General features: G+C 63.3%; 17 protein-coding genes. 13 read left to right on the top strand and 4 right to left on the bottom strand.

Going from position 1 to position 19335, the window contains the following annotated elements:
* Positions 1–11: 11 nt before the first annotated feature.
* Entirely contained in the window at positions 12–893 is an 882-nt protein-coding gene (locus AC3WS7_RS15510) for a DUF808 domain-containing protein (protein ID WP_492656983.1), read from the bottom strand.
* Positions 894–1022: 129 nt separating this feature from the next.
* On the opposite strand from AC3WS7_RS15510, the gene AC3WS7_RS15515 reads away from it, so the two are divergent.
* Both AC3WS7_RS15515 and AC3WS7_RS15520 read left to right on the top strand, forming a co-directional pair.
* On the top strand, positions 1023–1553 hold the full coding sequence (locus AC3WS7_RS15515; RefSeq protein WP_492656984.1) for a 3'-5' exonuclease: 531 nt from the start codon (positions 1023–1025) through the stop codon (positions 1551–1553).
* 93 nt (positions 1554–1646) lie between these two features.
* Entirely contained in the window at positions 1647–2117 is a 471-nt protein-coding gene (locus AC3WS7_RS15520) for an SRPBCC family protein (protein ID WP_296472285.1), read from the top strand.
* 107 nt (positions 2118–2224) lie between these two features.
* On the opposite strand, the gene AC3WS7_RS15525 is transcribed toward AC3WS7_RS15520, so the two are convergent.
* The gene (locus AC3WS7_RS15525; RefSeq protein WP_492656985.1) at positions 2225–2998 is read right to left on the bottom strand and encodes a substrate-binding periplasmic protein; all 774 of its coding nucleotides are present in this window, start codon (positions 2996–2998) and stop codon (positions 2225–2227) included.
* Positions 2999–3306: 308 nt separating this feature from the next.
* On the opposite strand from AC3WS7_RS15525, the gene AC3WS7_RS15530 reads away from it, so the two are divergent.
* The gene (locus tag AC3WS7_RS15530; protein WP_492656986.1) at positions 3307–5928 is read left to right on the top strand and encodes a bifunctional diguanylate cyclase/phosphodiesterase; all 2622 of its coding nucleotides are present in this window, start codon (positions 3307–3309) and stop codon (positions 5926–5928) included.
* A gap of 107 nt (positions 5929–6035) precedes the next feature.
* Here the strand turns inward: AC3WS7_RS15530 and ahr are convergent, their stop codons facing one another.
* A complete protein-coding gene (gene ahr, locus AC3WS7_RS15535; protein ID WP_296472281.1) occupies positions 6036–7052 on the bottom strand; it encodes an NADPH-dependent aldehyde reductase Ahr in 1017 nt (338 codons plus the stop codon).
* Between the two features lie 161 nt (positions 7053–7213).
* Here ahr and AC3WS7_RS15540 point away from each other — a divergent pair, with 161 nt between their 5' ends.
* Positions 7214–8335 (top strand): beta-ketoacyl-ACP synthase III, encoded by a 1122-nt coding sequence (locus AC3WS7_RS15540; protein WP_296472279.1) that lies wholly within the window; start codon positions 7214–7216, stop codon positions 8333–8335.
* A gap of 107 nt (positions 8336–8442) precedes the next feature.
* Here the strand turns inward: AC3WS7_RS15540 and AC3WS7_RS15545 are convergent, their stop codons facing one another.
* A complete protein-coding gene (locus AC3WS7_RS15545) occupies positions 8443–8970 on the bottom strand; it encodes a GNAT family N-acetyltransferase (RefSeq protein WP_094476221.1) in 528 nt (175 codons plus the stop codon).
* An 84-nt stretch (positions 8971–9054) separates the two neighbouring features.
* On the opposite strand from AC3WS7_RS15545, the gene AC3WS7_RS15550 reads away from it, so the two are divergent.
* The 9 genes from AC3WS7_RS15550 (at position 9055) to AC3WS7_RS15590 (ending at position 19313) form a co-directional block, all read left to right on the top strand.
* Positions 9055–9396 carry a 2Fe-2S iron-sulfur cluster-binding protein gene (locus AC3WS7_RS15550; RefSeq protein ID WP_492656987.1) on the top strand — a complete coding sequence of 114 codons (342 nt, stop codon included), beginning with the start codon at positions 9055–9057 and terminating at the stop codon, positions 9394–9396.
* A 99-nt stretch (positions 9397–9495) separates the two neighbouring features.
* Positions 9496–11187, top strand: coding sequence for an AMP-binding protein (locus tag AC3WS7_RS15555; RefSeq protein WP_492656988.1), 1692 nt, complete (start codon positions 9496–9498; stop codon positions 11185–11187).
* A 34-nt stretch (positions 11188–11221) separates the two neighbouring features.
* A complete protein-coding gene (locus tag AC3WS7_RS15560) occupies positions 11222–11959 on the top strand; it encodes a c-type cytochrome (protein WP_492656989.1) in 738 nt (245 codons plus the stop codon).
* 1 nt (position 11960) lies between these two features.
* The gene (locus AC3WS7_RS15565) at positions 11961–13265 is read left to right on the top strand and encodes a c-type cytochrome (protein ID WP_492656990.1); all 1305 of its coding nucleotides are present in this window, start codon (positions 11961–11963) and stop codon (positions 13263–13265) included.
* A 19-nt stretch (positions 13266–13284) separates the two neighbouring features.
* Positions 13285–14919 (top strand): bifunctional UDP-sugar hydrolase/5'-nucleotidase UshA, encoded by a 1635-nt coding sequence (ushA, locus tag AC3WS7_RS15570; protein WP_492656991.1) that lies wholly within the window; start codon positions 13285–13287, stop codon positions 14917–14919.
* A complete protein-coding gene (locus AC3WS7_RS15575) occupies positions 14920–17127 on the top strand; it encodes a hybrid sensor histidine kinase/response regulator (RefSeq protein ID WP_492656992.1) in 2208 nt (735 codons plus the stop codon).
* The gene (locus AC3WS7_RS15580) at positions 17114–17776 is read left to right on the top strand and encodes an RluA family pseudouridine synthase (RefSeq protein WP_492656993.1); all 663 of its coding nucleotides are present in this window, start codon (positions 17114–17116) and stop codon (positions 17774–17776) included. Before AC3WS7_RS15575 ends, AC3WS7_RS15580 begins: the two co-directional genes overlap by 14 nt.
* A 22-nt stretch (positions 17777–17798) precedes the next feature.
* Positions 17799–18653, top strand: coding sequence for a 3',5'-nucleoside bisphosphate phosphatase (locus AC3WS7_RS15585; RefSeq protein WP_492656994.1), 855 nt, complete (start codon positions 17799–17801; stop codon positions 18651–18653).
* A gap of 36 nt (positions 18654–18689) precedes the next feature.
* A complete protein-coding gene (locus AC3WS7_RS15590; RefSeq protein ID WP_296472263.1) occupies positions 18690–19313 on the top strand; it encodes an L-threonylcarbamoyladenylate synthase in 624 nt (207 codons plus the stop codon).
* Positions 19314–19335 lie beyond the last annotated feature (22 nt).

Consider the following 19335-nt stretch of genomic DNA (forward strand, 5'->3'; position numbering starts at 1 on the left):
CATTGTTATTTCTACAGCAACACCCGGCGTGCGCGCTGCACAGCCGTCACACCGGCCAGCACCAGCCCACCGGCCACCACGCCGACCAGGCCATCCCACACAAAGCCGAGGGGCAAGCCTTCGAGCAGGTGGTGCAACAACGGCAGGCCGTGCACCAGAATGCCGCCGCCCACCAGGAACATGGCCGCCGTGCCCGCTACCGACAGCACTTTCATGAGGATGGGCGCTGCCCGCAACAGGCCGCGCCCCAGCGCCTGCGAACCACTGCCGGATTGTCGGCTCAGGTACAGGCCCGCGTCGTCGATTTTCACGATGCCAGCCACCAGGCCATACACGCCCATCGTCATGATCAGAGCCACCCCGGCCAAAACGGTGAACTGGGTGGCAAACGGGCTGGTTTGCACCGTACCCAAGGTGATGGCAATGATCTCGGCCGAGAGGATGAAGTCGGTGCGGATGGCGCCCTTGACCTTGTCTTTCTCCAGCGCCAGCAGGTCCACCTCGGGGTTGGCCAGCGCCTGCATCAGTTCGGCCTCGTGGGCCTGGTCGTCTTCAGCGCGGTGCAAGAACTTGTGCGCCAGCTTTTCAAAGCCTTCGAAACACAGAAACGCACCGCCCACCATCAACAGCGGCGTCACCAGCCAGGGCGCCACGGCGCTGATAGCCAACGCTGCGGGCACCAGAATCATCTTGTTGACCAAAGAACCCTTGCACACCGCCCACACCACGGGCAGCTCGCGGTCGGCGCGCACACCGGCCACCTGCTGGGCATTCAGCGCCAGGTCATCACCCAGCACACCGGCTGTTTTTTTGGCGGCCACTTTGGTGAGAACGGCCACGTCGTCCAGGATGGTGGCAATGTCGTCGAGGAGGGCAAGAAGGCTGCTGGCCATGGCGTGTTGGGGCGGAAGTGAAAGAGGCGCCCATTGTCACCCGTTTGGCGTAGGCGCCTTAGTGCTTACCCGTACAGGCCTGGCCCGGGCCTTGCTGGAGAATGGCAAACAGCAGGCGCCGCCTTCCCCATGCATTCCTCCCCTTTGACCCACCCCAAGCCATCCCTCTCACCCGCCATGCCCACGGTGCTCGACATTGAAGCCTCCGGCCTGGGCCGCAGCAGTTACCCGATCGAAGTGGGCTACGTACTTCCCGACGGCCACGCCTACTGCACCCTGGTGCAACCCGAGGACGACTGGACCCACTGGGACGAAGGTGCCGCGTCCCTGCACCGCATCACCCGCGACCTGCTGCAAGCCCGCGGCCTGCCCGCCAAAGACGTAGCCCGCCGCCTAAACGAACAGCTGGCCGGCCAAACCGTGTACTCCGACGGCTGGGCCAATGACTACACTTGGCTGTCGGCCCTGTTTGAGGCGGCCGAGATGACACCCCGCTTCAAACTGGACAACCTGCGCAGCCTGCTGACCGAAGCAGAAGCCGACCAGTGGCACGACGTGAAGGCGCAAATTTCCAGCGAACGCGGCACGCAGCGCCACCGTGCCAGCTCCGATGCGCGCCTGCTGCAGCTCACGCTGCAGCGACTGCGCGGGCCGCACTGAGCTCGGCGCATTCTAGGCAGCCAGCTCCAGCCCCGGCCACCACTGCGCGCAGTAACATGCGCCCACAGCATTCACAACAAGGAGACAGACACCATGGCCGTTACCGTAGAGATCAACCTGGGTTACGAATTTGAAGTCAAGGCCAAGGCGGCCGAGGTTTTTGAAGTCCTGTCTGACGTGCCCACCTCAGCCAGCCACTTCCCCAAGGTTGACCAGTTGGTGGACCTGGGCGGCGGCGCCTACCGCTGGGAGATGGAAAAGATCGGCATCGCGTCCATCAGCCTGCAAACGGTGTACGCCTCCAAGTACGTGTCCAACAAATCCAAGGGCACCATTGTCTGGACACCCGTGAAAGGCGAAGGCAACGCACTGGTGTCGGGCAGCTGGAAGATCACCGACAACAAAAAGTCCACCAAGCTGGAACTGGAAATTCAGGGCGAACTGACCCTGCCCCTGCCCGGCCTCATGAAGATGGTGGCCGGCCCCGTGGCCGAAGCCGAGTTTGAGAAGATGGTGGAGCAATACATCGAGAACCTGACCCAGCGCTTTGGCGGAGAAGCGTAAGACCGGCGCACAAAAATACGCTATGGAATAAGGAGCTGCTGGCGCCCTGTTGATGGGGGCTGGCGGCTCTTTTTATTGGGCATTGAGGCAGCAGCGTGCGCGCTGGCTTATTCGCTGTACTTCTTTTGCAAGGCCGCAAATACGCCAGACGCCTTTAATCCGTCCAGCGTCTTTTGCCACAGCGCAATGTCTTGATCGGCAATGTCTGTGCTGCATGCGATGTACAAAGGGGCACCCACCAGTTTGACCGGTGTCTGAACCAATGCGCTGGCCGGCATATTCAACTTCTTCAGAATGTGCTTCACGCCCAACGGCGTGTCACTGATGGCCAAGTCACACCGGCCCAGCAACAGCTTCTTGTAGACAGATTCACCGTCAGTGGAAGTGGGGTCAAGGTTCGTAAACCCCGCTGATTTCAAGGTATTCAGCACCAGGCCGGCATGTCGGCATCCGATCAGCTTGACCTTTCTGGCATCGTCCAAACTGGCGATCTCCAGTGGACTATCGCCCTTCTTGTAGAAGTAAATGTGGCCATCGCCCAAGGGCCCTATCCACTTGTACTTCGTCTCTCGTTCAGGTGTCCTCAACATGGTGATCATCATGGTCCCGGGCACACTGCCAAGCATCAGGGTCGTGCGCATGCTGGGATAGACCTCGATCGATATTTTCAAATTCAGTCGGTCAATGATGTGCTGCACCACCTCCACTGAAAATCCCTTCAGAACGCCATCTTCCAAATAGTTGTACGGGGCCCAGTCCTCTGTGATCACGCTCAACTTCTTCTCCTCGGCCCACAATGCAGACGGAGATGCCCCACCAAGCAGGAGGGTCAGTCCAAGCAGGGTGGTTCTTCTGTCGCTACGGATCGGGTTGGGGGGCATGGGAAGACTCGTTTTCTGCTCGGACCGCCATGAATTCTGAAACCGCTTCAGCCATCCCAACAGCACCGGCAGACACCTCTGGCATATCGAAAACTACGCAAAACAGGCCATTTTGGTAGACCCAGCAGCACCGGTCAATGGGCGCCATGCACCGGAGTGCCTTCCAGCTGACACGTGGAGACACGCAACTTGCGCAGACAGCACATCCCCAAAAAAGGCAGCGCAACACTTTTCGGCACTCCCACAACGTGATAACGTGCAATATCAAACAAAAAAAGCACTTGGATGTCTGAATCGGACAAGGAAGAATGAAGGCACACGAACCCGCTGACACGCAAAGTGTTCCGGTTGTTGCAATCAGCGCACCAGTGGGCCCGTTTGAAGGTGTCCATTCCGTTGCGGTTGCCACTCTGAAGAAAGTGTCTGCGGCGCTGGGAGGGGTGATCTTTCTCAGCCTCGCTGCCATGCTGCTCCTGCTGCTGCACATGGGCGATAGCCATGACGAGTTGGCGGCTGCAGATGCACAGCGGCAGTTCAGCAGTTTGCTGGAGCTGCAATCCCGGCAACTCGCCACGCAAGCCCTGGACTACTCCAACTGGGATGAAGCGATCGAGGCTCTGCTGGTAAAGAGAGACACCAAGTGGTGGGCAGCCAATGCGGGGGACTACGCAGTGACCACGTTTGGCCTCTCCTTCAGCCTGGTGATCGACGGCCGCGACAAAGCAACCTTTGTCGCCCTGACAAAAGACCTGCCCCTGACCGTGCCCGAGATCACGGCAGCCCCGTCATTGCAGGCATTGCTTCGCTCGGCCCGCAATCGGCCATTGTTGGGAAACGCAGCGTTGGTTGCGGCAACCGGGCTGGTGAACGTTCAAGGACAGGTCTATTCGGTTGCCGCAGTTCGCTTCCGCACGGAGACACCCGCCTCCAAACGCAACCCCGACCCGGAGGCCTTGCTGCTGTTCGGGCGGTCCGTGCCAGATTCCGTGCTGCCGATCACCGCAGAAGTGATGGGGGTGCGTGATCTGCAACTGGGGCAGGATTCCACACCAGAGCAGGTGGCGGTCCGTCTGGAGTTGGCAGATGGTGAGCCCGCCGGTGCGGTGACATGGCCATCCCCAACCCCTGGGCGGAAGATGGTGGTTTCTGTGCTTCCCTGGATGGGGGGACTTTTTTTACTGGTGCTGGCCGCCGTCGTTTATGCGGCCTTGCGTACACAGCGCCTCACCCGCGAGATCCTGGCCGAGTCACGACTGCGACAAATGCTCGCCGTGCGCAACCGCTCCATCCTGGACGCCGCGGATGACGGCATCATCGGCATCGACAGACAGAGCCGCATCATTTTCGTCAACCCCGCCGCGATGCAAATTCTTCGGCAACCGGAGTCCGCGCTGTTCGGCCTGGATTTGCACCAGGTGCTTTTGCCCCAAACGGCCGATGTCTTGCAGTCCGCGCTCGCGAACGGCGAGTCCTGGAGCAGTGCATCTGAAATGTTGTGCGACAGCGCAGGCCGGATGTTTCCCGCAGAGCTGTCCATCACGATGGTCCGGCACAACCACGTGATCGACGGTGCGGTGGTCGTTTTTCGGGACATCACCGAACGCAAATCCATCGAGGATCAAATTCACCACCGCGCCAACTTCGACGCACTCACGGGGGCCCCCAACCGCAACCTGCTGAGCGACCGTTTGTCCAAGGAAATCGCGCTCGCCCGACAAAGTGGTCGCTCCGGTGCGGTGATGCTGATCGATATTGACCGTTTCAAAAAAGTCAATGACTCCATGGGCCACGAAGCCGGTGACTTGCTCCTGCAGCAGGCCTACGATCGATTGCGCAAGTGCGTGGGCACGGTGGACACCGTGGCCCGGCTGGGTGGTGACGAGTTTGTTCTGATTTTTCCGAATGTCAGCGATACGCAATCGGCCAAGCAGATGGCCAAGACACTGCTGGCAGAACTCAGCCACGGCTTCGACCTCCTGGGCCATTCCGTATGGGCGGGCGGCAGTCTCGGCATTGCCTTCTATCCTGGCGATGGTGAGACTTCCGCCGATTTGCTCCGCCACGCCGAGATGGCGATGTACAAAGCCAAACACGAGGGGCGCAACAGCTACCAGTTTTATGAACAGGCGATGGCCGAACACATTCAGGCCTACCGTTCCCTGGAAGTCAATCTGCGCCAAGCCTTGGTGCAACAACAGCTGCTGCTGCACTACCAGCCCATTTTGGACTTGAAAACAGAACGCATGTCGCACATGGAGGCACTCGTGCGGTGGCGCGATCCTGAGCGTGGGTTGATCAGCCCTGACGCCTTTATTCCCTTGGCGGAGGAGACAGGCCTCATCGTCGACATCGGGATTTGGGTCCTGGACGAAGGCTGCCGACAGCTGGCAGCCTGGCACGCCCAAGGGCTGGACGCGTCCATCGGAATTGCCATCAACGTATCGGGACGCCAAGTGCCGCGGGGTCTCTCCGTGGAAAGTGTCGCTGCCACACTGGCAAGGCACAACATGGCAGGAACGCTGCTGAATCTTGAAATCACCGAGTCCGTGCTGTTCGACCGATCACCTGCCGTGATGGAGTGGCTGCACGGTATTCGCGCATTGGGCATCAAGCTGATGATTGATGACTTTGGAACGGGCTACTCCTCACTAAGCTACCTCAAGCACTTTCGTGCGGGCGCACTCAAGATCGACAAGAGTTTCATCGCCGGCGTCGTGGACAAGAACGAAGACCAGTCGCTGGTGCGTGCCATTCTCGCCATGGCCCACAGCCTAGACTTGCCCGTGGTGGCCGAGGGCGTAGAGACGCAGGAACAAGCGGCCTGGCTGCGCGAACACGGCTGCGACTACGCACAGGGTTACCTGTTTGGACGCCCCATGCCGGCCGGTGACATGTGGTTGTCCATGGATCGGGCTACCCGAGCAGCCTGAGCTGCTCGCGCCACTTGCACTTCCCGCTGGAGTGCATTATTTTGCTATCAAATACATAGCTGCTCGCGCAATATCCATAAGCCTCAAAGGCCTATTTCAAGCAAAAATCACACGAAGTCGGCATCCAGCACCACGCGGTAGCGTGCCTTGCCGCTGCGCAGGTGCTCCAGCGCCTCGTTGACTTGGGACATGGGAAAGTGCTCTACCTGCGGTGCGATGCCGTGGCGGGCGCAGAACTCCATCATCTTCATCAGCGTGACAGGCGATGGTGTGGGTGACGCAGAGATGCTGCGTTGCCAGGACAGCAGGCCATTGGTGCGGAGCTTCATGGCCTCCGTCACCACGCCCACCAGGTGCAGGCGGCCCTTGGGCGCCAAGGTGCCCATCAGCGCGTCCCACTCCAGGCTGGCGCCCACGGTCACCAGCAAAAAGTCCAATTGGCCCGCATGGGCTTTGAGTTCCTTCACATCCACACTCGACACCGTGCGGTGCGCGCCCAGCAACAGCGCCTCCTCGCGCTTGGACGGGCTGGAGGTGAATGCCGTGACCTCGCAACCCCAGGCCTTGGCAAACTTGACGGCGAGGTGGCCCAGGCCGCCAATGCCCACCACGCCCACCCGGTCGGTCGGCTTGATGTCGTGGATCACAAAGGGCAGAAACGCCGTGCCGCCGCCACACATCAGCGGGCCGGCTGCTGCCGGGTCCAGCCCTGCCGGGATGGGCAAGGCCCAGCTCCAGTGCGCACGCAGCTTGTCGGCAAAGCCGCCATGGCGGCCGATGATGGTGGGCTGGCGGGTGCCGCAGAGGTGTTGTTCACCCCCCACGCAAAACTGGCAGTGCTGGCAGCTCCTGCTGTGCCAACCCACCCCCACACGCTGGCCCACGCTGCGGCCCTTGGCGTTGGGACCCACGGCCACGATGGTGCCCACCACCTCATGACCAGGCACCACGGGGTAAGTGGTGGGGAACCATTCGCTGTCCACCATGGCCAGGTCGGAGTGGCAGACGCCGCAATACTCCACGGCTATCTCCACGTCCTCCGCGTCGAGGGGGCCAGGGTCAAAGTTCAGGCGCTCCAGCGGGGCAGCCTTGCTGGGGGCGGCCCAGCCACGGAAAGGGGTCATGGTGGTCTCCTGCAGACGGGATGGCAAATGCAGGCGGCAGGGTACAACGAAGCGGCCGTGCTGCACAGGCCCGCTGTAACGCCCGGGACTGCCCTGCGGGCAGCGATAATCCGCCCGTCGCCGGGCAGCTGCCCGCCCCCATCCAGCCAGAGAAGACCACCATGCACCGTGTCGCCATCAGCAGTACAGGCCTGTTCACCCCGCCCCACGTCATCACCAATGCCGAGCTGGTCGCCAGCTACAACGCCTACGCCGCCCTGCAAAATGCCCAACACGCCGACGCGATTGCAGCCGGCACTCGCACGGCGCTCACCGACTCCAGCGTGGAATTCATTGAGAAGGCCTCCGGCATCCAGCGCCGCTACGTGATGGAAAAGACCGGTGTGTTGGACCCCACGCGCATGCGCCCCCACTTCACCCCACGCCCCGACACCGAGATTTCGCTGATGGCCGAGATTGCCGTGAAGGCCTGCCAGGACGCGCTGACAGCAGCTGGCAAGACCGCGGCGGATGTGGATGGTGTGATCTGCGCCGCCGCCAATATGCAGCGCCCCTACCCCGCCATGGCGGTGGAAATACAAACCGCGCTGGGCGTGCAGGGCTATGGTTTTGACATGAATGTGGCCTGCTCGTCGGCCACCTTTGCGCTGGAGCAAGCAGTGAACGCGGTGCGCTGCGGCAGCGCCCGCGCCGTGCTGGTGGTGAACCCCGAAATCACCTCGGCCCACCAGGCCTGGATAGACCGGGACTGCCATTTCATCTTTGGCGATGTGTGCACCGCCATCCTCGTGGAACGGCTGGACCTGGCGCCAGCAGGTGCCTTTGAGGTGCTGGGCACCAGACTGCTGAGCACCTTCAGCAACAACATCCGCAACAACCACGGTTTTATGTGGCGCGCCGAAGACCGCAACCCCGAAGACCGCGACCAGCTGTTCCGCCAGGAAGGCCGCAAGGTGTTCAAAGAGGTATGCCCCATGGCGGCTGAGCACATGGAACAACACCTGAAGAGCCTGGAGCTGACACCGCAGAACGTGCGCCGTTTCTGGCTACACCAGGCCAACCTGGGCATGAACCAGTTGATTGCGAAAAAGCTGCTGGGCCGGGAGGCGACGCTGGATGACGCGCCGGTCATTCTGGACGAGTTTGCCAATACCGCATCCGCCGGCTCCATCATTGCCTTCCACCGCCACCACGCCGACATTGCGGCGGGTGAAGTGGGGGTGATTTGCTCGTTCGGTGCGGGATATTCGATTGGCAGCGTGGTCGTCAAACGCCTGCAGTAGCAGACCGAGGCTCAGGAGGATGAAAGGCAATTTGCCGCCGGGCCGCCCCAAGGCGAATTAGCCCCCCTGGGGGGCAGCGACCCGCGCAGCGGTGGATCGTGGGAGCCTTAATTCAGTGGGCGCTTGAGGCGGATTTCCTCGATCTTGACGGTGCCGATAGGCACCGTCTTGGCGCTGGACATTTCGCGCTTGAAGCCGGCCAGCTCATGGAAACGCATGGCCCGCTCGTTGGCAATCGGCAGCCACACGCTGACGTGGGTGCAGCCTTCGTCCTGCAGACCTTCGCGAGCCGCGTCCCACAGGGCCAGGCCTACGCCCTTGTCCCAGTGGCTGGGGCTCACGTAAATGGCCCAGATCTCGCCCATGGTGGGGGGAGTACCTTTGTCGCGCGAACGGTCAAAGCCAACAAACCCAACGATCTTGTCGTCGTCCAGCGCCACTTGCACCTGGGGTTCGGCGTATTCGATCGCTTCGCGCCAGTAAGCCTGGCGCTTGTCCAGGGGTGTGGTGGGGATGGGGGTGTCGGCCAGCATGCTTTTGAAGGCTTCGCGCACGGTAGAGTTGTGGAGCTCAGCGATGGCTTTGGCATCGCGCAGTGTGGCGGGGCGAACCTTGTAGGTGGTCGTATCGGACATGTCTAAACGCAAACTCACGCAAAATTGAAAAAAAGAGCGTGATTGTCGCAGCATTCGTAGAAACCCTCCCTAGCCCCCACTTTGATGCCCGATTCCAACCCCAGATCTGCCGCCGATCCGACACCCCCACTCACCGCGTTTCAGGTGCGCATTGCGCCCGACGGCTGGGTGTTTGCGGCGACGTCTGCGCAGAGCGTGCTGCAGGCGGCCTTGGCGGCCGGCGTGGAGCTGGAGAGTTCGTGCCGCAACGGCACCTGTCGCACCTGTCTTTGTCGGCTGGTGCAGGGCACGGTGGCCTACCCCATGGCCTGGCCGGGCGTGAGTACGGAGGAGCAGGCCGAGGGCTGGTTTCTGCCCTGCGTGGCCCAGGCCCGCAGCGACCTGGTGGTGGACCAACCCATGGCCTGGCCCGCGCCCACACCGTAGAAACGCCAAGTTCGCCGTGCCACGTCACCTAGGGTCAACACCATTGCCGCAGGAGATACAGGCCCCAAGAATGGCCGCTCCAACCACAGGGAAGCGTCCATGACCACCATCACCGTCTCGCCCGGCGATTTGCCTCTGCAATGCCTGTACCGCTGGGAAAAGGAGCGCGGCCCGCAGGTCTACCTGACCCAGCCCACCGGTGGCGGTGTGGTGCTGGACATCACCTGGGCCCAGGCCGCCCGGCAAGTGCGCAGCATGGCGGCTTGGCTGCAATCCCAGGGCTGGCCACAGGGCAGCCGCGTGGCCATCATCGGCAAAAACAGCGCGCACTGGATCCTGGCGGACCTGGCCATCGTGATGGCGGGGCATGTATCAGTGCCGATCTACCCCACCTTCAATGCCGAAGCGCTGGCCTACATCCTGGCGCACAGCGAGGCCAAGGCCCTGTTTGTGGGCAAGATGGACGACATTACCAACCTCCACAACGGCGTACCCGCCGGTCTGCCGCTGGTGGCTTTGCCGCTGGCCCCCACGCTGCCAGCGCTGCAGTGGGCAGATGTGGTCAAGGCCCATAGCCCTCTGGGCGGCGAGCCGGTGGCTGACGGGGACCAGATCAGCACCATCATCTACACCTCGGGCACCACCGGACAACCCAAAGGGGTCGTCCACACCTTCAACACCATGGCCTGGGGAGTCTCCAGCGCTACGCAGCGCGTGCGCATGGATGTGAATGATCGCTACATCTCCTACCTGCCGCTGGCCCATGTGGCCGAGCGTATGCTGGTGGAACAGGCCTCGTTGCGCTACGGCGGGCGCATCTTTTTTGCCGAGTCGCTGGACACCTTCTTGCAGGACCTGCAACGCGCGCGGCCCACCATCTTTTTCTCGGTGCCACGCCTGTGGGTCAAGTTCCAGCAAGGCATCCACGGCAAGATTCCGGCACCCAAACTCCAGCGCCTGTTGGGCCTGCCGCTGATTGGCAGCCTGGTGCGGAAAAAGATTCTCAAGGGCTTGGGCCTGGACCAGTGCCGCATTGCCGCCGGCGGTGCCGCGCCCATGCCGGCGGATGTGCTGCAGTGGTACCGCAAGCTGGGCCTGGATTTGATCGAGGTCTACGGCATGACCGAGAACAGCGGTGTGTCCCACTCCACCCTGCCAGGCTCGCGCCAGACGGGCTCGGTGGGCCTGCCCTACGCGGGCGTGGAAAGCCGTGTGGACGCAGAGACCGGCGAGATCCAGATGCGCTGCACGGCCCTCATGAAAGGTTACTACCGCGAGGAGGCGCAGACCGCTGCAGCCCTCACACCGGATGGCTGGTTGCGCACCGGAGACAAGGGCCAAATCGACGCGCAGGGCTTTTTGAGCATCACCGGCCGCGTAAAAGACATGTTCAAAACCAGCAAGGGCAAGTACGTGGCCCCCGCCCCGATTGAGGACCGACTGGTGATGCACCCCGACATCGAGGCCTGCGCCGTGACAGGCGCCAACCTGGCCCAACCACTGGCGCTGGTGATGCTGTCGCCAGATGCCATTGCGCGCAGCCAAAACAGCGAGGACCGCCAGACCCTGAACACCTCGCTGCAACTGCACCTGCAGGCCGTGAACGCCAAATTGGAACCACACGAAAAGCTGGACTGCCTGGTCGCCGTGACCACCGTCTGGACGCCGGAGAACGGTTTTGTCACGCCCACGCTCAAGGTCAAACGCAACATGGTGGAAGAGGTCTATGCCCCGCGCTTTGGCCACTGGCTGGCGCAGGGCCAGCCCGTGGTGTGGGCCGACGCCAGCTAAAGGCTGCTCACACCTGCTGCGGTAAGCTCGCAGCATGCATGCTCGGAGATTCTTTTTGTCACGTCGCGGCCAGTGTGCCGCCGGGCTGGCGGCCATGGCACTGTGGCTGGCCCCGGCACGCGCCGAAGCAGCCGAGCCCCTTCACCCTATGGCCGAGCGCACCGCTGCCTGCACCGCCTGCCACGGCACGCAAGGCAAAGCCGGGCCGGATGGCTACTACCCGCGCCTGGCCGGCAAGCCTGCGGGCTACCTCTACAACCAACTGCGCAACTTCCAGGAAGGCCGCCGCCACTACACGCTGATGGCGGGCTTGCTGGCGCCGCTGGGCCCTGGCTACCTGCGCGACATGGCCACCTATTTTTCGGAGCTGGACCTGCCCTACCCGCCCCCTGCCCGCAGCAGCGCCCCCTCAGCCGTGCTGGAGCGTGGCAAAGCCCTGGTGATGCATGGCGACAAGGCGCTGGGAATCCCGGCCTGTGTGGCGTGCCACGGCACCGCGCTGACCGGTGTGCAGCCCCACACCCCAGGCCTGCTGGGCTTGCCACGCGACTACCTCAACGCCCAACTGGGCGGCTGGCAAACCGGCCAGCGCAAAGCCCATGCGCCCGACTGCATGGCCGCCATAGCGCGCAAGCTCAGTACGGACGATGTGAATGCCGCCAGCCAGTGGCTCTCGTCCCAAGCCCTGCCCAGCTCCACCAAGCCAGCCACCCAGCGCCCCAGCGCCGTGGCGGGTGCCTTGACGCTGCCCACCTGCGGCAGTGCCCCCTGATATGCGCGCACGGACTCCGCTTTGGCGTCGCCTGTGGTGGGTCTTGCTGGGCCTGCCACTGGCAGCGGCCTTGTTGCTGGCCGCACTGGTGTTGCGTGAACTGCGCTCCCCAGGCCACAACGCAGCCACCCCTGCCGCGGCCGCACCGTCCATGGAGCAGGTGCAGCGCGGGGCCTACCTGGCCCGTGTGGGCAACTGTGCCTTGTGCCACAGCGCACCAGGCGGTGCGAGTTATGCGGGTGGCAAAGGCATTCCCACACCATTTGGCACGGTCTACACCAGCAACCTGACCCCGCACCCCGAACACGGCCTGGGCCGCTGGTCGGCTGACGACTTCTGGCAGGCCATGCACCTGGGCCGCTCACGTGACGGCCACCTGCTCTACCCCGCCTTCCCCTACACCAGCTTTACCCAACTGGCGCGCGACGACAGTGATGCCTTGCTGGCTTTTTTGCACACCCTGCCCGCGGCAGACCAGCCCAACCTGCCCCACGCTCTTCGCTGGCCCTACAGCAGCCAGTGGGCACTGGCGGTGTGGCGCGTGCTGAACTTCGCGCCTGCGCAGGCAGTCGCCACCGCCCCAGCGCGTGGGGATGCTGTGCTGCGCGGGGCTTACCTGGTCAATGGCCTGGGGCATTGCAATGAATGCCATGGCGGGCGCAATGTGTGGGGGGCGCCCGACCTGCAGCAGACGCTGTCGGGCGCCACGCTGCCGCAGAGCCTGTGGTACGCCCCCTCGCTGCGCACGGCTGAGCAGGGCAGCGTCGCCGCCTGGACGCTGGAGGACACCGTGGCCCTGCTCACCACCGGCACCAACCGCCACGCCAGCACCAGCGGCCCCATGGCCGAGGTGGTGCACCACAGCACACAGTACCTGCAGGCGACCGATGCCCAGGCCATGGCCCGCTATCTGGCCCAACTGCCCGCTGCGCCCGCCCGCCAGGTGCACACCGACCCGGTCACGCCCGCCAACCAGCCGCTGGGCGCACGCCTCTACGAGGCGCAGTGCGCCCAATGCCACGGCAAACAGGGTGAGGGCCAGGCAAATGCCTATCCCGCCTTGGCGGGCAACCGTGCGGTGCAAATGACACCCAGCAACAACCTGGTGCTCAGTGTGCTGCAGGGTGGCTACGGCCCGTCCACCCAGGGCCGCCCTCAGCCCCATGGCATGCCGCCGTTTCAGTTGGTACTCAACGACGCCGAGCTGGCCGCCGTGCTCAGCTACATCCGCAGTGCCTGGGGCAACCAGGCCCCGGCCCTGAGCGAGTTTGATATAAACAAGTTTCGCAATCTCCAAGCCCCGTAAAGCCCCCGGAACCACCACCATGCGTACCTCTCACCTTCTTCTCAGTGTCTCCGTACTGGCCCTCGCAGGCTGCGCACAATGGGGTGGCCCTGGCCCGGACAAGGACAAGACCTACGCCATCACCATCCTGCACACCAACGACCACCACGGCCGTTTCTGGAAGAACCGCGATGGCGAGTACGGCATGGCCGCCCGCAAAACCGTGGTCGACCAGATCCGCCAGGAAGTCAAGGCCGCGGGTGGCTACAGCCTGCTGCTGGACGGCGGCGACGTGAACACCGGCGTGCCCGAGTCCGACCTGCAGGACGCTGTACCCGATTTCCGAGGCATGAACCTGCTGGGTTATGACGCCATGGCCGTGGGCAACCACGAATTCGACAAGCCGCCTGTGGTGTTGCAGATGCAACGCGACCTGGCGACCTTTCCCATGCTGTCGGCCAACATCTACAAAGACGGCAACCGCCTGTTTGCGCCCTACAAGGTGTTCAACCTGGGTGGCGTGCGCGTGGGCGTGATGGGCCTGACCACCGAAGACACGCAGAAGATGGTGCACCCGGACAATGTGCGCGGCGTCACCTTTGCCAATGTGCAAACGGAGACCGCCAAGGTACTGCCCGAACTGCGCCAGAAAGCCGACGTGGTGATTGCCGCCACCCACATGGGCCACTACGAAGACGGCAAACACGGCGTGCAGGCTCCTGGCGATGTGGAGTTGGCCCGGGCCGTCAAAGGGCTGGACATGATTGTGGGCGGCCACTCCCAGAACCCGGTGTGCATGAAGGCCGAGAACGTGGCGGACCGTGCCTACGTGCCTGGTGCCGCCTGCCAGCCCGACCGCCAGAACGGCACCTGGATCGTGCAGGCGCACGAGTGGGGCAAGTACGTGGGCCGCGCCGACTTCAGCTACCGCAACGGCGAATTCAAGCTGGTGAAGTACTCCCTGATTCCCATCAACCTCAAGAAGCCCGTGAAGACCACGGACGGCAAGACGGTGATGCAACCTTACACCGCCGAGATTGCAGAGTCACCCGAGATGCTGCAGCTGCTCAAACCCTTCCAGGACTTTGGCCAGCAAAAGCTGCTGGTGGAAGTGGGCAGCAGCGATGGCAAACTCGAAGGCGACCGCAGCGTGGTGCGCAGCCAGCCCACCGCACTGGGCGTGATGATTGGCCAGTCCATGATGGACAAGACCAAGGCCGACTTCGCCATCGTCAATGCAGGCGGGGTGCGCGACTCGCTGCCCGCAGGCAAGCTCACCTACAAGGATGTGCTGACGGTGCACCCCTTTGGCAACACCGTGGCGGTGGTGACCCTGACCGGCAAGGAAGTGCTGGACTACCTGAACGCCGCCGCCAAGATGACCCCGGGCTCGGGCGCCTTTGCACAGTTTGCCGGGGTACAACTGGTGATTGAGGGCGGCAAGGTGCAAAGCGCCCAGGTGGCCGGCCATGCCATCGACCCCACCAAGACCTACCGCATGGCGATCAACAACTTTGTGGCCGCAGGTGGCGATGGTTACCCCAAGCTGAGCACCCACCCCGGCTATGTGGACACCGGCTTTGTGGATGCCGATGTGCTGCGCGCCTACATCGCGGCCAACAGCCCCCTCAAGTCCCAGGCCTACGCGCCTGGCAACAGCGTCGTGCGACGGTAAATGGCACAACTCTCACGCCGCAAAGCCAAACTACCCTCCTCGCGCCAAGCCTCCGTGCCCACACGCCAGGGGCGTGCCGGGCAGCACATGATCATCGACGGCTACGCCCCGTCGCAGATGATTGAAGACCTGCGCAAGTACCAGGCCGAACTGGAAATCCAGAACAAGGCCTTGCGTTACTCGCAGCAGGAGGCCGAAGGCGCCTCGGAGCGCTTTGCCACCCTGTTCTCCAATGTCCCCCTGGCGCTGATGGTGGTGGACGAAGAGGGCCTGGTGCTGGCCAGCAATGCCATGGCACTGCGCCTGTTCCAGCCACTGGAGAGTGATGCACCGCTGAATTTTTTGCTGCCCTTTGTGGGGCCGGACCATGCAGACGAAGTGGCGGTGGCCTTTTCCAGCGCCAAGCAGGACGGTACCAGCGAGGTCCATGAGGTGGAGTTCCTGGCGGGCTCACGCGGCAAGTTCACTGGTGACCTGCACATTGCACGTATTGAGAACCCGCTGGACGAGCTGGCGCACTTCATCTGCGCCATCATCGACCAGGGCCCTTTGCTGGCAGAACGCCAAGCCCTGCAGGAAAGTGCGACCGTGCTGCGCCAGCGCAACGAAGACTTGCTGCTCAGCGAAAACCGCATGGCGGCCATCATCAACTCCTCGCTCGATGCGATCTTGTGCATCGACGAGAAACAATGCATCACGGTCTTCAACCCGGCTGCGACGGCGCTGTTTGAATGCCCGGCCGACCAGGCTTTTGGTGCCCGACTGGGCCGTTTTTTGCCTGACGTGGAATATGCCTTGGCAAACGGCAGCGTTCCCGCGCAGGCCATGCTGGGGGAGTTCACCGCCACCACGCTGAGTGGCAGGAAGATTTACGTCGAAATCAGCGTCTCGCTGGAACGGCGCCTGCGCACCCGTGCGCCCCTGCGCTCGCTGGACAGTGACCCCACTGCACACCGAGGCCAACACAGCGCGCATGGCGCCATCACCACCATTTTTGCGCGCGACCTGACCGCAAAAAAACTCGCAGAAGCCCAGCGCACCGCCCTGGAAACCCAGCTGCGCGAATCGCAAAAAATGCAGGCCATGGGCACCATGGCGGGTGGCATAGCGCACGACTTCAACAACATCCTGAGCGCGATCCTGGGCAATGTGGAGTTGGCCAAGCAAGACACCGCACCCGACGCGGCCTCCCTGGTGAGCCTGCAGGAAATTGACAAGGCCGGTCGCCGCGCGCGCGACCTGGTGCGGCAAATCCTGACCTTCAGCCGCAACGAGCCCCCCAAGCGCACCCCGCTGCAGCTGGCCGAGGTGGTACAGGAAACCGCGCGTCTGGTGAAGGTGGCTCTGCCCCCGGCGGTGGAATTGCAGCTCATGCTTCCGGACAACCTGCCATCGGTGCTGGCCGACGTCACGCAAGTGGAGCAAGCCCTGCTCAACCTCTGCACCAACGGCATTCTGGCCATTGGCAATGCCAAGGGCTCGGTCACCATTGAGCTCAGCCAGATCGAGATCGAACTGCCCTTCAGCAACCGCCTTGGCCTCCCCGAGGGGCACTACGTGACCGTACGGGTGCGCGACACCGGTGGCGGCATGTCCGAGGCCACAATGCAGCGCATCTTCGAGCCCTTCTTCACCACGCGCCAGGTCGGCCAAGGCACGGGCTTGGGTTTGTCGGTGGTGCACGGCATCATGCAAACCCATCTGGGCGCCATCGACGTGCACAGTGAACTGGGGCATGGCAGTGTGTTCACCCTGTACTTTCCTGCCACGGAGCAAATGCCGCTGGACGTCGCAGAGCCCGAACCCGTGCAGGAAGTCAGGGGCAGCGGCCGCCGTGTGATGTATGTGGACGATGACCAGGCCCTGGTATTCCTGGTATCGCGCGTGCTCACGCGCAAAGGCTTTGCCGTGACCGCCTTTACCGATCCGCACGAAGCCCTGGCCGCACTCAAGACCAATGCGGCCCACTACGACCTGCTGGTCACCGACTACAACATGCCGGGCTTCAGCGGTGTGGACCTGCTGCGTGAGGCCAAAGCGCTGCGGGCCGACCTGCCAGTGGCCCTGGCCTCGGGCTATGTCACGCCGGAGATTGAGCAACGCGCGCTGCAAGAAGGCGCCAACGCGCTGATTTACAAACCCAATGATGTGAACGAGCTGTGTGAAACCGTACAGCGCCTGATAGCCCCCCCCGATGCTCCCCACTGAAGATTTCGCTACCCTGCCCTTGGACGTGGTGTTTGCTGACGACGCCATCGTGGTACTCAACAAACCCTCGGGCCTGCTGACCGTGCCAGGCCGCGGCCCGGACAAGGCAGACTGCCTGAGCAAACGTGTGCAGGCGCACTACCCCGACGCACTCATCGTGCACCGGCTGGACCGCGACACCTCAGGCCTGGTGGTGATGGCGCGCGGCCTGCCGGCCCAGCGCGTGCTCAACCTGGCATTTGAACAGCGCCGCGTGGACAAGCGCTACACGGCGGTGGTAAGCGGCCTGCTGACTGTGGACAGCCAGTGGCACGAGATTGACCTGCCCATGCTGGTGGACTGGCCCAACCGGCCCAAGCGCACCATCAATTTCGCGGAAGGCCAAAGCGCGCTCACCCGCTGGCGCTGCACGGCGGTGGACACCGTGGCCCACACCTCCCGCGTGGAACTGGAGCCGGTGACCGGGCGCACGCACCAATTGCGTGTGCACATGCAGGCCATCGGCCACCCCATGGTGGGCGACACCCTGTATGCGCCGCCCGAGGTGCAAGCCCAGGCCAACCGGTTGCTGTTGCACTCGGGCCTGCTGAGTTTTCCGCACCCGATGACGGGCGCGGTGCACGAATACACCGCGGCGCCTGCCTTTTAATGCCTGGGCCTAAAATGGTTCGGTGACTATCCAACTCAACGCCGACCTCCATTGCCACTCTGTGGTGTCCGATGGCACCCTGACCCCCGAAGCCCTGGCCGCGCGCGCCAAAGGCAATGGTGTGGAACTGTGGGCGCTGACCGACCACGACGAAGTGGGCGGTCTGCAGCGCGCGCGTGATGCGGCCCGTGCCGAGGGCATGCAGTACCTCACCGGCGTGGAGATTTCCATCACCTTTTTGAACCAGACCGTACACATCGTCGGTCTGGGTTTTGACGCCGACAACGAGGCCCTGCGCCAGGGCTTGCGCCAAACCCGTGGTGGCCGCAAAGAGCGCGCCATGGAAATGTCGGACGGGCTCGCCAAGGCGGGCATCCAGGGTGCCTATGAAGGTGCACTGAAGTTTGTCGGCAACCCCGAGCTGATTTCGCGCACCCACTTTGCGCGCTTTCTGGTGGAAAGCGGCGTCTGCCGGGAAACCAACGAGGTGTTCCGCAAGTACCTGACCGAGGGCAAGCCCGGCTTTGTGCCGCACCGCTGGGCCACGCTCAAGGACGCGGTCACCTGGATCACCCAGGCTGGCGGTATGTCCATCATTGCCCACCCGGCGCGCTACAAGTTCACACCCAACGAGGAGTTCGCGCTGTTCACTGAATTCAAGGGCTACGGCGGCCAGGGTGTGGAAGTGGTGACCGGCAGCCACTCGGTGCCCGAGTACCAGATCTACGCCGAAACCGCCAGGGAATTTGGCCTGGCCGCCTCGCGCGGCAGCGATTTCCACAGCCCTGATGAAAGCCACACGGAGCTGGGCACCCTGCCCACGCTGCCCAGTGGCCTGACCCCCGTGTGGGAGTTGTTGAGCTCCCGTATTCAATAAAAACAAGAGGACAAGCGCGCAAGCGTTTGCCATGCCATGGCGCAGTATTTCGAAGTTCACCCCGACAACCCCCAACCCCGCCTGCTCAAGCAGGCCGTAGGTCTGCTTGAAAAAGGCGGCATCCTGGCCGTTCCAACAGACTCCAGCTACGCCCTGGTCTGCCACCTGGACGACAAGGCCGCCGCCGACAAGCTGCGCAGCATCCGCGGGGTGGACGACAAACACCACCTGACCCTGCTGTGCCGCGACCTGAGCGAACTGGCCAGCTACGCGCGCGTGGACAACGCGCAGTACCGCTTGCTCAAGGCCGCCACACCCGGCGCTTACACCTTCATCCTGGAAGCCAGCAAGGAAGTGCCACGTCGCGTGAGCCACCCCTCGCGCAAGACCATCGGCCTGCGCGTACCCGAGCACAAGGCACTGCAAGAGCTGCTGGCCCTCCACGGCTCGGCACTCCTGGCGACTACGTTGATCGCGAAGGGGGACGTGGAACCGCTCAACGAAGCACAGGACATCCGCGAGCGCTACGAGCACCAGATCGCCGCCGTGATCGACGCGGGCGCCTGCGCAGCAGAACCCACCACGGTGATCGACCTGACGGGTGACACGCCCGAGGTGATCCGCCAAGGGGGCGGCGAGCTGGCCGCCATCGGGCTCTAGCCCAGCCGCGCTCCCCACGTTT

The sequence above is a fragment of the Rhodoferax sp. EU05-FHT12H12 genome (assembly GCF_058791215.1).